Raw genomic sequence first — 13,644 nt, 5'->3', positions numbered from 1 at the left:
GAATAGATTTTATCAAAGTAATTACAAGATTAATTCGAAATCTTCCACTCAAATAGTTACTTTCGCAAATAAATTTTTGCTTATTATGTCAGAATACGAATTAAGCACACAAAAAAGAAAAACAAAATCTGTATATGTATCTACGGTTATCAGTATCGCTCTCGTGTTGCTGGTAACAGGTATGTTGGGGTTACTCTTGGTGCACGCTAAAAATCTTTCGAAATACGTTAAGGAAAATATCGTCTTAAATGTCATCGTAAATGATGGCACAAGTGAAGGTGATGTCCTTTCACTACAAAAAGACCTTGAAAAAGATCCTTACGTACTTCGCACCGAATATATCAGTAAAGAATTGGCTGCAAAAAACTTGAAAGAAGATCTTGGTGAAGATTTCGTACAATATCTGGGGCATAACCCACTATTGCCTTCTTTAGATGTTTACATGAAAGAGAATTATGCCAATACAGATAGCATTAAAACTTTTATTGAAAAGATTTCCAAAAACAATAAAATTAAAGAAGTTGTATACCAAGAGTCATTAATTGACATGGTCAACAAAAACGTACGCATCATCGGAATGATTGTTCTTGCTTTTGCGGTTATCTTACTGATTATCGCCGTAGCTTTAATCAATAATACGATACGTCTTGCGATCTATTCGCAGCGTTTCTTAATTAAAAGTATGCAATTGATTGGGGCGACTAAAAACTTTATTCGTAAACCATTTATAACATATGGCATCATTCATGGTTTATTGGGATCTTTGATCGCGATTTTACTGCTCATTCTAACGCTGAAATTTGCACAACAGCAAATACCGGAACTGGTTTTTTTACGCAACTGGTTTGAATTTGCAGTGATCTTTTTAGGCGTAATCCTGATTGGAATTCTCATTTCGGGACTTAGCACCTATTTCGCAGTAACAAAATATTTAAAGGCACAATCTAACGATTTATACAGATAAAAATGGCTCAAATAAAGAAATCTACTGAATCAGTCAATAAAGGTTCATTTGTATTCTCCAAAGTAAATTACCAACTGTTTATAGCGAGCTTAGCTATTGTAGTCATTGGCTTTACATTGATGTCTGGTGAAACTGACATTTATAGCTTTACCAAGATCACCTTGGCCCCTATTGTTGTTGTTCTTGGATTTGCGATCGGATTCGCGGCAATCCTATATCGTCCCAAAAACAAATCAAATTAAAGCGTAATCTTACCTCAAACAGATGTCTATTATTGAAGCTATCATCCTTGCTATCATTGAAGGATTAACGGAGTTTTTGCCTGTGTCTTCGACAGGTCATATGATCATTGCTACTGCCCTAATGGGTATTCAACCATCGGCTTTTGTCAAATTATTTACAATTGTCATCCAGTTAGGAACGATATTATCCGTATTGGTGTTATACTACAAGCGTTTCTTTAAAACACTATCATTTTACTACAAATTGATCATTGCAGCTATCCCCGCCTCTGTGTTGGGCTTGTTATTCAACGATTATATTGATGCATTACTGGAGAGTCCATTAATGGTCGCCGTGATGTTGGTCGTCGGCGGTCTCGTTTTACTTTTTGTTGACAAGTGGTTCAACAAACCAACTGTTGAAGATTCGGACAAGGTTTCCTACAAACAAGCTTTTATGATCGGGGTATACCAATGTCTTGCATTAATTCCGGGTACCTCAAGATCTGCAAGCACAATTATTGGTGGTATGGCCGAGAAACTAACACGTAAAGCTGCTGCGGAATTCTCCTTTTTCCTTGCTTTGCCTATGATGTTTGGCGCTTCTGCCGTAAAGCTTTTAAAGTTCTTTAAAGAAGGTAACACCTTCACGGGAGAAGAACTTAATTTGCTTATTATCGGAAATCTAATTGGTTTCGTTGTTGCAATCGTCGCCATTAAGTCTTTTATCGGCTTTTTAACCAAATATGGTTTTAAAGCATTTGGTTGGTACCGAATCATCGTTGGTGTAATTATTCTTGCCCTCCTACTTTCGGGTCATAGTTTACAAATTATCTAAAATCTTTGGATGGAAAATATAGAGGTTAGTGAAAACTCAGCAAAGTTCAACTTTGCTGAAGGAGAAATGTTGTTGATCGATAAACCTTTAACATGGACAAGTTTTGACGTTGTTGGTAAAGTTAGAAACTCAATCAAGCCATTAAAATTAAAAGTCGGTCATGCAGGGACTTTAGATCCACTGGCAACGGGGCTACTCATTGTATGCACTGGAAAACTAACAAAAAAAATAGACAGCTACCAAGCTGAGGACAAAGAATACACGGGTTCGATCACCTTAGGAGCGACGACGCCTTCTTACGATCTGGAAACAGAAATTGACCAAACCTTTTCAATCGATCACATCACGGAGGACATGATCTTCGAAGCAGCAAAATCCTTTGAAGGCGATATTCAGCAATTTCCCCCCGCCCATTCAGCCATAAAAATTAATGGCGAACGTGTCTATGAAAAGGCCCGTCGTGGCGAGGAGGTTGAAATAAAGTCCCGCCAGGTACGTATCAATAGCTTTATCATTGAAAGAATCGAGCTCCCCAACGTATATTTTCGTATATCCTGTTCAAAAGGAACTTACATCAGATCGTTGGCCTACGATTTTGGAAAATTCTTACAGAGTGGATCACATCTGAGTTCCTTGCGACGCACCAAAAGTGGAGATTATCGCGTAGAAAATGCTTGGAACCTTGAACAACTTATCGCTGAAATAAAACGTCATAAAGAAATCATTAAATAACTTTACCGTCCCATTTTATTGATTCTTTATCTTATTTTTGCAAAAACTCCTATAAATGAAAATCTACAGAAGTTTAGATGATTTCTCACCAGTTGAAAATGCAGTTGTAACCATCGGTACTTTCGATGGAGTTCATATTGGCCATCAAAAAATATTGGCTCACCTAAAGGAAGCAGCTCATAAAATTAATGGTGAGACAATTTTGCTTACTTTTTTTCCACATCCACGATTGATTATCAATCCAGACGATGATAGTTTACGCCTGATCAACGATATCGAAGAAAAGGTCAGTCAATTAAGCAAAGTAGGAATTGACCACTTAATTATCATTCCTTTTTCCCGTGATTTTTCCAATCAGACTCCGGAAGAATATATTAGCAATGTTCTTGTTGGCAAATTGGGCACAAAAAAGATTGTGATAGGCTATGATCACCATTTTGGCAAAGATCGAAAGGGTTCGATGGGCGATTTGGAGCAGTTTGCATCTATATTTGACTATAGCGTTGACGAAATTCCGGAGCAAGACATCAATGATATTGCAGTGTCCTCCACGCGCGTACGTGAAGCGCTTATAAAAGGCGATATAAGAACGGCTAATCTCTATTTAGGTTATCCTTTTGAATTAACGGGAACGGTGATTAGAGGCGACCAAATTGGTCGTACCATCGGATTTCCAACAGCCAACCTTCAGGTTCACGAACCTCATAAACTAATACCAGCCTATGGTATTTATGCTGTTGAGGTATACATCTATAATCATATCCAAAACATCACTACGGGAGAGTATAAAGAGGAAAGTCCAGTATCCATCGCGAAAGGCATGGGCTATATAGGAACCAGGCCCACTGTCGATGGCATGAATCGGGCTATTGAAATCAGCCTATTCGATTTCGATCAGGATATTTATGGCAAGACACTCCGCGTAAAGTTCCTTCATTTTATCCGACACGATGAACGATTTGACTCACTTGAAGAAATGAAAGCTCAGATCAAAGCAGACGAAGTCGAAATCAGAAGTCTTATTGGTTAGAACAAGTCTGTTAGCTATAAAACAAAAAAGCGGGAATTCCCGCTTTTTTGTTTTATAGCTATTTTTTCTCTTCCTTGCAAAAGAAGATATTATTTAATAAACGCCTCTATACCCAATCTGTAGCTATCCAGGCCAAAACCACAGATCACCCCTCTACAATTCTTTGCGAGGAACGAATGATGACGAAATTCCTCTCTTTGATGGACATTGCTTATGTGAACTTCAATAACAGGTGTTGTGATTGCTGCGATTGCATCCCCAATCGCAACTGAAGTGTGAGTATACGCTCCGGCATTCAACACAATTCCATCAAATTCAAAACCGACTTCGTGTATCTTATCGATTAATCCTCCTTCAGAATTGCTTTGAAAATAGGCTAATTCCACTGTTTCAAATTGTTGTTTTAGTTCTTCAAAATAGCTCAGGAAGTCCTGGCTACCATAAATTGATTTCTCCCTTACACCCAACAAATTTAAATTTGGGCCATTCAGTACGAGGATTTTTTTCATTGGAATAACATTAGTTTTGTGCTGGTCCATTGGCTAACTAAGCGAACCCATGCCATTTTCTGTTTAAGCAAATCGTTTTTAAGCCCTAACACATCATAAGAAGGGATCGTCCACGATCGGATATTTATTCTAATTGTATCCAAGTTGTCTTCCCTAATTGTCAATTTGTGCTAAAACTATATTTAAAAATAAACTATATTGGTTTTACAGCATTTATCGCCAAAACAATATAGTTTATTTTAATTATAGATCGGTTTATAAAAATTTCTATAAATCGTTATAAATTGCCCGGAAACTTGAACGAAGTCCAAATGACACTACGCCGGATTTATTGACTACAGGTGTTTCATATTGTGCTTTTGCGTAACGTTGGGTATAACCAAGTTCTAAACGGAGGTTATACTTGGGATTAAGCACATAGGCAGCCTTAGCATCCGCATAATAGATATTATTCTTTATTCCTTGGGCAATATGATTTCCATATAGATTTGGTATTGTATTATAGGATTGGAAGATGTTACCGCCCATATTACTTCCATCAGGCAGATCAAGTCCATTTTGGGTAAACATACCCTGTAACGAAAAGTCCCATCTATCCCATGCATAATTCACAAGGCCAACAAGCTCTCTAAAGTTTGCCCCTTTCGGATGAGCCAATGGCTCGGCATTGTTACTATAGTTTGAATACGACTTAAAGTGTGCGTAAGTATATGGTCTGGCTGTATTATACTCGGCTAAAAAGTTCAGGTTTTTCACACCAAACATATCATATCCCCTGACACCAAGTTGTGCTCCCCATTTGTTATGCGCATATCCATTCCCAGCAAAAAACTCTTTGGCGGTAAACTCCCCCAATAAGAACTGACCATATGCCGTCAAATTATAGGGTAGTTTATATTTGGAAGTTAACCCCAAAAACATTTTGTCTGGCGAAGTACGATTATTATTTTCAACAGGTCGGATAAAGATAATAGGACTAATATAACTGAAATCAAAACCTCTTTTACCTGCATCGTCTTGCGCAGCCCAAACAACAGATTGGAAAAAGCCAATTGATAATTTATTGGTCACATTCCAGTCCAGATATTGGAAAGCCCCCCATTTTTTACCATCGCCCAAACGCTTGTTCGGTTCACCCTCCATCGGATATGTACCTGTTAAATCCTGTCTAGGATGCGTCGGATCATTCATATAGGCCCAAATCGACGTATATTGAACATTCCCTATCGTCCCTGTTAATTTCAGATGCGCATAATTCGATGAAAAATCAGAGAGAAGCATGGATCTATATCCATCCCCAATGAAGTTTTTGTCGTAAGCCAAAGTTGCCTGAATATACTTATGCGCGTCATAGGTCATACTTGCTGTCGCATACATCCAATCCATTTTATTGTTGGACTTAAATTTTGAGTTCGCCTGCCCCGGCACAACTTTATTGGCTACGATATAGTCATCCAAATATTTGGGAAATACCGCCTGACTTTCAAATGCGGAAGTATTGAATGTAAATTTATTACCCACGTTCAATCCCACCTGAAATCCTCTGCTATTCATCCATGTCCGACGCTTGTCACCTAACATATCCTTTCCAATATAAAGATCCGGTAAAAAATCAGCATAGAATGTATAATCTTCTTTCTCAACCTGCACCAGATGTTCATTAAAAATCTTACGCATAAACCAATTGGACGAAGAAACAGGCTTATTGGATTGGATTGAATCAAACTTGGCTAACAATAAAGAGTCTTTGATGACGAATGGTTTAGCAGCAGTGTGCATTCTCGTCTCAGTAGAATAAACCGCATCGTTCATTTTTTGATAAAAATGATACGAATAAGGCTGACTCTTGATCTGGGCAAAACCGCCGAAGGAAATACCTACCCCCATGCTTGCCAGCACAATTCGGAGTAAATTATTATTTTTTGTTATATTAAGCCTCATAAAATTATTTCAAAGATTATTTTTTCTAGCAAAATGCATTCCTAAACGCAAATTAACCGAATAAAAATGACTTTATTCCTATGTTCAGTCAATTTTATAATGCTAAATCGTATTTGCTATTCCTTTTATTCAAAAATATTTATATCTTGCATTTTAGTAAATAACCTTATAACATAAAAATCAGTCCTAGCAAGCATGAAACGCAGAACATTTATCCAAAACGCAAGCCTGTTAACCGCGGGTGCACTTACAAGCAAATTTTCATTTGCTCAAGAACATTCTTTTCCCACTGTACGAACAAGTAAAGAGAAAAGACTTTTCTCGAGCAAGGTCATCGAAGATGCAATTGTAGAATTTCAGAAAAATGTTAAAAATAAGGAACTGGCTTGGTTATTTAACAACTGCTTTCCTAATACCTTAGATACTACCGTATTTCCCTATGTTCAAAACGGAAGAAATTATACCTATGTAATTACAGGGGACATTGATGCCATGTGGTTGCGTGACAGCAGTGCACAGGTATGGCCATACCTTCCTTTTATGAAAAAGGACAAAAAACTACAGGATCTTATTGTTGGCTTAATCCAAAAGCAGAGTAAATGTATCAATATTGATCCCTATGCCAATGCATTTTATAACGATCCGACCAAAAAAGGCGAATGGTTCAGTGATCACACAAATATGAAACCTGGAATCCATGAACGAAAATGGGAAATCGATTCATTGTGTTATCCAATTCGATTAGCTTATCATTATTGGAAAGAAACGAATGACAATAGCCCGTTTAATGAAGAATGGTTAGAAGCGCAACATAAAATATATCAGACTTTTGTTGAGCAACAGCGTAAAGATAGTCTAGGCCCGTACAAATTTGAACGTACAACCTCCAGAGGCTCCGATACATTACAAGTAGATGGCTACGGATATCCTGTAAATCCAGTTGGTTTGATCTGCTCCAGTTTTCGACCGTCAGACGATTCTACCATTTTCTCCTTTCTTATTCCGTCCAATTTATTTGCGATCGTTAGCCTTAGACAATCTGCCGAAATTTTGAAAAAGGTTAAAAATGAACATGAACTAGCTGTCAAAATGGAAGCTCTTGCGAATGAGGTCGAAACAGCAGTCAATACATATGGTATCATCGACCATCCGACACTAGGCCGGATATATGCCTTTGAAGTAGACGGTTTTTCGAGCCATCTTATGATGGATGATGCAAATATTCCGAGTTTATTGGCTCTACCTTATTTAGGGGCTGTCGATCTAAATAACGAAGTTTATCAACGTACACGTAACTTTGTTTTGTCTGATAAAAATCCATTCTTTTTTAAGGGAACAGCAGCAGAAGGTATTGGCGGACCTCACATAGGAAGAGATATGATCTGGCCGATGTCCATTATTATGCGAGCGCAAACTTCGACAAATGATGACGAGATTCGCAATTGCATCAAAACGCTGGTCAATACGCATGGCGGAACTGGATTTATGCATGAGTCTTTTCATAAAAACGATCCTAAAAAATTCACAAGACATTGGTTTGCTTGGACAAATACATTATTTGGCGAATTAATTTGGAAAATATACAAAGAGAAACCATCTTTGCTTCAATAAAGCTGAAACTTGTAACACAATGTTATAAGTGGAAGAGCTTATAACATTGTGTTATGGATAACTTATCAAAACCAGGTCCGATTGGCATTTTTGATTCCGGTTACGGAGGACTCTCCGTATTTAAGGAAATTCAACATCTTTTACCTCAGTACGATTATATCTATTTAGGGGACAATGCTCGGGTCCCTTATGGTACACGGTCTTTTGAAACCGTTTATAACTATACCAAACAATGTGTTTTTAAACTTTTTGATCTAGGCTGTAACCTTGTTATTCTGGCATGTAATACAGCTTCAGCAAAAGCATTAAGAACCATACAACAACATGATCTACCGCCGGGAAAGAGAGTCCTCGGCGTCATCAGACCCACTACCGAAATTGTACACAATTTTACGAAAACTAATAAGATCGGGATTTTAGCTACTACGGGAACGGTAAAATCTGAATCCTATAAAATAGAAATACATAAATTTAATCCAGAAATAGAAGTTTTTCAACATGACTGTCCTTTTTGGGTCCCTTTAGTAGAAAATAACGAAATCAATACAGAAGGCGCTCATTACTTTGTAGAAAAAGATATACGGGAACTTTTACAACAGTCCGATCAGATCGACGCTATTGTGCTTGCCTGTACCCACTATCCATTATTGCTGCCCGTAATCAAAAAATATACACCAAGCAATATCAATATCATTTCTCAGGGTCCAATTGTTGCAAATAGCTTAAGGGACTATCTCCATCGTCATCAGGAGATTGAAACTATTTGTTCCCAAAATGGACAATTGGCCTTCTATACGACAGATGATCCAAGAGACTTTGAAAGTAAAGCAAAAATATTTTTTGGAAAGCCAATAGCCGCAAGCCACATCAGTGTTTAACAAATAAAAGGCAATGATTTTTAAAACTTTTACTCCCTGGTCTTCGTTATGTTGATAAAAAGGCTAGTACAATGAAAAAGAACTTTATAACCATTGCTTACAATCAGGATACACAACATTGTGAATCCAAAGAATTTTCAAGTATTCAGGAAAGTGCAGATTATTTTAAAACTTTCGAGACATCTGCCCAGCCTAACTATGTACCGGTGTGTATCTACAATTTAAACACAAACACGATTCTAGATATAAGTGATTATTATGTAAACAAGGAAACTGAACTCCACCGAATCGTAAAACACTGCCTGGCGGAAAAATAACTCTTTTAATATTTAAAATCTATTGGCTGGCTAGCATCCTCCCTTTCTTATTAATAGAGTTATATATTTATATTATTACATTCTATAAAATAATATTTCATTAATTTTTAATATCTTCAAGCAGATAATCAGACCAAAAACAAGTCACAGATAATGAAAACCAAACTGACAATAAGCCTCTTAACAGTATCTTTAGGATTAACCGCATGTAATTCCAACCATGCGAATTCAAATTCGAGTTCGGATAGCAGCGCAAACGCTGCAACTGACACAACAAGTTACCCTCCGGTAGAAACACAGAAGGCAAACACAAATTATAAACCAGCATTTGCCGGACAAACGAGAATTCAGGGTGCAAAGACAAGCACGCCGTTCGAAGGTAAAGTAATTGCTGAGGGATTAAAATCTCCGTGGGGCATAACTGCGCTGCCTGATGGCCGATTATTAATCTCAGAAAAAGAGGGGAATTTTCGCATTGCAACGGCGGACGGTAAATTAAGTGACCCAATAAAAGGTTTACCTCAAGTCAATAGCAGTGGGCAAGGTGGACTTCTGGGATTACGTCTTGATCCAAAATTCGAATCAAACCGTATGATTTATTGGGTTTTCTCTGATAATACCGCTGCTGGGACGTTGACGGCTGTTGCAAAAGGAAAACTGTCTGCAGACGAGAAATCGATAGAAGGTGCCAAGGTGATCTATCAAGCTACTCCGGCTCATAAAGGAAATCTGCACTATGGTGGTCGTATTATCTTTGATAAAGAAGGAAATATTATTTTGAGTACGGGTGAAAGATCTGATTTGGTTACAAGACCATTGGCACAAGATCTTAATGCAGCATTGGGCAAGATCTTACGCATCACCACTGAGGGACAGCCTGCTCCAGGAAATCCATTTATAGGCAAGCCAAATGTCCGTCCGGAAATTTACAGTTATGGACACCGCAATCCTCAAGGGCTTGCCTTAAATCCGGAAACCGGCGATCTTTGGGAAACCGAATTTGGTCCACGGGGCGGCGACGAGCTGAACCGAATTGAAGCTGGCAAGAATTATGGATGGCCAACGATTACGTATGGTATAGAGTATAAAGGCGATAAAGTTGGCGCGGGTATACAACAAAAAGACGGTCTGGAACAACCTGTCTATTATTGGGATCCGGTCCTCTCTCCTAGTGGAATTACATTCTATACCGGACAGAATATTCCAGAATGGAAGAATAATCTCTTTATTTGCGGTTTGAGCAGCATGCACATTGCCAGAATTATACTGAAGGATAACAAGGTGGTTGGAGAAGAGCGTCTATTAGGTAGTGAAGGACAACGATTTAGAGATATCACGCAGGGAAAAGATGGCGCGCTGTACGCTATCACAGATATCGGAAAATTATATAAAATTGATAAAAAATAAATTCCTTGATTCGACGCAGCCCCTCTCAAATGGGCTGCGTTTTATTTTGACTTGGCCCTCAAAAACACACTTTCAACTACTTTTATTGACCTTATTTTCTATATTTCTTTTCGAACATGACAAATATCATAGTTTGGCTCGATTATTGATCATCTATTAGCGAATCAATAAATTATTATATGGTAAAAAAAGAAAAAATGAAAAAATTATTAGAAATTAATCCCTTGTCATTCTATATGACCAACTGGGGATTCGTAAACAACACCGCCCCAAAAAGAACGCGCAAAACCTGCCAATCTTCTCCCAAAAATTAAGCGTTCTTGCTTAAACAATTCAATTAAAATTTATTAAAATCATCTGCTGATATCCTCCATACGGATATTAAGTAAGAGATTTATTTCTTTTACTAAATCCGTATGGAAAGACATTAAGCTATGCGAAAAAATAGGCCAATAAGATCACGATAATAATACAAGCAATCATAATGTATTTATTCAATTGGCTATTTTTCTCTCCTTCGTCACTTTTATAGTGATAATCTCGTTTGTTGGGCAAATTCATAAGCTTGTTTTTATTCATGATGAAGTTACGGACTTTTTTCCATATTATTCGTGATGATAAGGCTCCCCCTTCATGATGGAAAAAGCACGATAAAGCTGCTCTGTAAAAAACAAACGAATCATTTGGTGCGAAAACGTCATCTTCGATAAAGCGATTTTTGATTTTGCCCGATCGTAAATCTTTTGGTCAAACCCATAGGGGCCTCCTATAATAAATACCAAATGCTGAACACTTTGTACCATCATTTTTTCCAAATAAGCTGAAAACTCCAAGGAGCGAAATTCTTTTCCATGTTCGTCTAGCAGAACTACTAGATCTTGTGGTTGTAGCTGTTTCAAAATCAGCAAAGCCTCTTTATCTTTTTGCTGTTCAGCAGAAAGATTCTTGACATTCTTGATATCGGGAATAACGACAATACTGAAGTTCACATAAAACTTTAATCGCTTAATGTACTTTTCAATACCTTCAATTAGGTATTTGTCATCCGTCTTACCTATACAAAGTAATGTTATTTTCATCGAAATATATTATTTGTTTTTGCTATCAATAGCCAAATAAAAGCTAACTTGCTCGATCCAAAATAATGAATATCCATTAGCTTCCTGTCATTGTCGAAAAACTGATCACCAACTTTTGTCTAAGACCTGTTATACTAAGTCTAAAAGCTACCATTCTAATAAACCCAAAGGCGCACAAAGTTCCGATTTTATTTAAAATAAAAACAATCAAAACGACAAAAAAACATTAACCCCATTTGTTCATTTAGTTTTAAAACATTTATTTTTGCGTACCCCCTTAATACATCACTTTGAAAATGGATAATAACCTTGTTTTACTAGCGAAAACAAGCCGGACGCGGTAAACGAAAAAACCGAATTTAAATCATTCGGTTTTTTCTGTTATTTAGGAATACTTATGTAAAATTAACCACTAAAATGGCGCATCATCAGGCATATCGTTCATTCGGGAGGGCATAGTAATACCTCCACTAAAACCTCCAGCACTAAAATCATCTGCAAAGTTTGGCGACGGATTCAAGGCCGAAGCAGAAAATGTAGCCGGCGCATCACCGAATCCATCTCCACCACCCATACCCGAAAACTCATCTTCTAAATCCACAAACTTCACAAATTTACCCACAAAGCGAAGTGGAACAATTCCGGTCTCACCATTACGGTGTTTTGCAATAATAACTTCACCGACACCGGCAGTAGGACGTCCCTCTTCATCTTCTGTCAAACCATAATATTCAGGTCGATATAAGAAAAGAACCATATCAGCATCCTGTTCAATAGAACCAGACTCCCGTAAATCGGACAACATAGGACGCTTACTATTGCCCGGTCTTGACTCTACTGCACGGCTCAATTGCGACAATGCAAGCACGGGGATATTTAATTCCTTAGCTACAGACTTCAACGCGCGCGAAATACTACCAATCTCTTGTTCCCGGTTACCCCCGCCTTTACCGTCTGCTTTACCGTGCATTAACTGCAAGTAATCGACGATCACCATTTGGATATCGTATTGTGCTTTTAGACGCCTACATTTTGCTCTAAATTCGAACACGTTCAACGCCGGCGTATCATCAATAATAATAGGCGCATCAGTTAATCGACCAATTCTCGAATGTAATTGTTGCCATTCATGATCAGCAAGATTTCCTTTTTTCAATTTCTCTTGCTCAATTTCGGTTTCACCAGCGATTAGACGATTGACGAGCTGAACAGATGACATCTCCAGCGAGAATACGGCGACTGCTTTACCGTGTTCCACAGCGGCATTACGCGCGACAGAAAGTACAAATGCAGTTTTTCCCATCGCTGGACGTGCTGCAATAATAACAAGATCAGAAGGCTGCCAACCTGAAGTCATACGATCCAAGGCTGTTAAACCCGAAGGCACACCTGTTAGACCATCTGTGCGATCCCGGAGCATTTCAAGATTAGAAATCGCCTCACGCATAATATCATCCATCTTTCTTGAATCTCTTCGCAAGTTATTTTGCGCGATATCAAACAAGCTTTTTTCGGCATGATCCAAAAGATCGAAGATATCTGATGTTTCATCATATGAACTATTGATAATTTCGGTAGAAACCTTAATAAGCTCACGCTGAATATATTTTTGAGAAATAATACGGGCATGATACTCAATATTAGCTGCAGAAACCACGCGATCTGTCAATTGCGTAATATAGTAGGCACCGCCGACCATTTCAAGAGCCCCCATCCGTCTAAGTTCCGAGGTAACTGTCAATATATCAATTGGAGAAGTCTTTTGAAAGAGGCCAAAAATCGCTTCAAAGATCTTTTGATGTGATTCTTTGTAAAACGATTCCGGTTTTAGAATATCAATAATTTCACTCAGTGCATTTTTCTCCAGCATCAAAGCCCCCAAAACAGCTTCTTCAAGGTCCACTGCCTGCGGCGGAAGCTTACCCAAACCGCTCACCAAATTATTTAATTTGGTACGACGTTCGCCATAATTACCCCGTTTGTTATTATCCGTGTTATTCGCTTCAAAATTACTGTCGTTCATCATGATATTATATCAGAAATATAGCTTTGCTATCCTTATAAATTTTAGATAGGATAACAAATGTATAAAAAATAAAATTCACCACCATGAGGAT

14 protein-coding genes are annotated in these 13,644 nt (G+C 37.9%); 9 read left to right on the top strand and 5 right to left on the bottom strand.

Going from position 1 to position 13,644, the window contains the following annotated elements; translation table 11 throughout:
* The first annotated feature begins 85 nt into the window (after positions 1 to 85).
* The 5 genes from B3H30_RS20695 to B3H30_RS20675 are packed head-to-tail and all read left to right on the top strand — an operon-like array spanning position 86 to position 3,785.
* Complete coding sequence (locus tag B3H30_RS20695; protein WP_046674489.1) at positions 86 to 964, top strand: cell division protein FtsX; 879 nt, start codon at positions 86 to 88, stop codon at positions 962 to 964.
* 2 nt (positions 965 to 966) lie between these two features.
* The gene (locus B3H30_RS20690; protein ID WP_046674488.1) at positions 967 to 1,206 is read left to right on the top strand and encodes a DUF3098 domain-containing protein; all 240 of its coding nucleotides are present in this window, start codon (positions 967 to 969) and stop codon (positions 1,204 to 1,206) included.
* A gap of 22 nt (positions 1,207 to 1,228) precedes the next feature.
* On the top strand, positions 1,229 to 2,023 hold the full coding sequence (locus B3H30_RS20685) for an undecaprenyl-diphosphate phosphatase (RefSeq protein ID WP_070565586.1): 795 nt from the start codon (positions 1,229 to 1,231) through the stop codon (positions 2,021 to 2,023).
* A 9-nt stretch (positions 2,024 to 2,032) separates the two neighbouring features.
* Positions 2,033 to 2,755 carry a tRNA pseudouridine(55) synthase TruB gene (gene truB / locus B3H30_RS20680; protein WP_070565588.1) on the top strand — a complete coding sequence of 241 codons (723 nt, stop codon included), beginning with the start codon at positions 2,033 to 2,035 and terminating at the stop codon, positions 2,753 to 2,755.
* A gap of 55 nt (positions 2,756 to 2,810) precedes the next feature.
* Positions 2,811 to 3,785 carry a bifunctional riboflavin kinase/FAD synthetase gene (locus tag B3H30_RS20675; protein ID WP_070565590.1) on the top strand — a complete coding sequence of 325 codons (975 nt, stop codon included), beginning with the start codon at positions 2,811 to 2,813 and terminating at the stop codon, positions 3,783 to 3,785.
* Between the two features lie 89 nt (positions 3,786 to 3,874).
* Here the strand turns inward: B3H30_RS20675 and aroQ are convergent, their stop codons facing one another.
* Positions 3,875 to 4,294: a type II 3-dehydroquinate dehydratase gene (gene aroQ, locus B3H30_RS20670; protein ID WP_070565703.1), complete on the bottom strand. Its 420-nt coding sequence runs from the start codon at positions 4,292 to 4,294 to the stop codon at positions 3,875 to 3,877.
* A gap of 267 nt (positions 4,295 to 4,561) precedes the next feature.
* Positions 4,562 to 6,235 carry a gliding motility protein RemB gene (locus B3H30_RS20665; protein WP_070565592.1) on the bottom strand — a complete coding sequence of 558 codons (1,674 nt, stop codon included), beginning with the start codon at positions 6,233 to 6,235 and terminating at the stop codon, positions 4,562 to 4,564.
* 195 nt (positions 6,236 to 6,430) lie between these two features.
* On the opposite strand from B3H30_RS20665, the gene B3H30_RS20660 reads away from it, so the two are divergent.
* The 4 genes from B3H30_RS20660 to B3H30_RS20645 all read left to right on the top strand — a co-directional run bounded on the left by B3H30_RS20660 (position 6,431) and on the right by B3H30_RS20645 (position 10,448).
* Positions 6,431 to 7,846 (top strand): glycoside hydrolase family 125 protein, encoded by a 1,416-nt coding sequence (locus tag B3H30_RS20660; RefSeq protein WP_070565595.1) that lies wholly within the window; start codon positions 6,431 to 6,433, stop codon positions 7,844 to 7,846.
* Between the two features lie 53 nt (positions 7,847 to 7,899).
* A complete protein-coding gene (murI, locus tag B3H30_RS20655; RefSeq protein WP_070565597.1) occupies positions 7,900 to 8,724 on the top strand; it encodes a glutamate racemase in 825 nt (274 codons plus the stop codon).
* Positions 8,725 to 8,795: 71 nt separating this feature from the next.
* The gene (locus tag B3H30_RS20650) at positions 8,796 to 9,041 is read left to right on the top strand and encodes a hypothetical protein (RefSeq protein WP_046674482.1); all 246 of its coding nucleotides are present in this window, start codon (positions 8,796 to 8,798) and stop codon (positions 9,039 to 9,041) included.
* Between the two features lie 153 nt (positions 9,042 to 9,194).
* Positions 9,195 to 10,448, top strand: a complete 1,254-nt coding sequence (locus B3H30_RS20645; RefSeq protein ID WP_070565599.1) for a PQQ-dependent sugar dehydrogenase — start codon at positions 9,195 to 9,197, stop codon at positions 10,446 to 10,448.
* Positions 10,449 to 10,880: 432 nt separating this feature from the next.
* On the opposite strand, the gene B3H30_RS20640 is transcribed toward B3H30_RS20645, so the two are convergent.
* The 3 genes from B3H30_RS20640 to dnaB all read right to left on the bottom strand — a co-directional run bounded on the left by B3H30_RS20640 (position 10,881) and on the right by dnaB (position 13,550).
* Positions 10,881 to 11,027 (bottom strand): hypothetical protein, encoded by a 147-nt coding sequence (locus B3H30_RS20640; RefSeq protein WP_172462499.1) that lies wholly within the window; start codon positions 11,025 to 11,027, stop codon positions 10,881 to 10,883.
* 26 nt (positions 11,028 to 11,053) lie between these two features.
* Complete coding sequence (gene rlmH, locus B3H30_RS20635; RefSeq protein WP_070565601.1) at positions 11,054 to 11,527, bottom strand: 23S rRNA (pseudouridine(1915)-N(3))-methyltransferase RlmH; 474 nt, start codon at positions 11,525 to 11,527, stop codon at positions 11,054 to 11,056.
* A gap of 412 nt (positions 11,528 to 11,939) precedes the next feature.
* Positions 11,940 to 13,550 carry a replicative DNA helicase gene (gene dnaB / locus B3H30_RS20630; protein WP_370445164.1) on the bottom strand — a complete coding sequence of 537 codons (1,611 nt, stop codon included), beginning with the start codon at positions 13,548 to 13,550 and terminating at the stop codon, positions 11,940 to 11,942.
* Positions 13,551 to 13,644: the final 94 nt, after the last annotated feature.

Source organism: Sphingobacterium sp. UBA7038, from assembly GCF_002494055.1.
In the GTDB taxonomy this organism is placed as follows: Bacteria; Bacteroidota; Bacteroidia; order Sphingobacteriales; family Sphingobacteriaceae; genus Sphingobacterium; species Sphingobacterium multivorum.
Note: the sequence above shows the minus strand (reverse complement) of the source record. Positions and strands in the feature narration are given on the sequence as shown.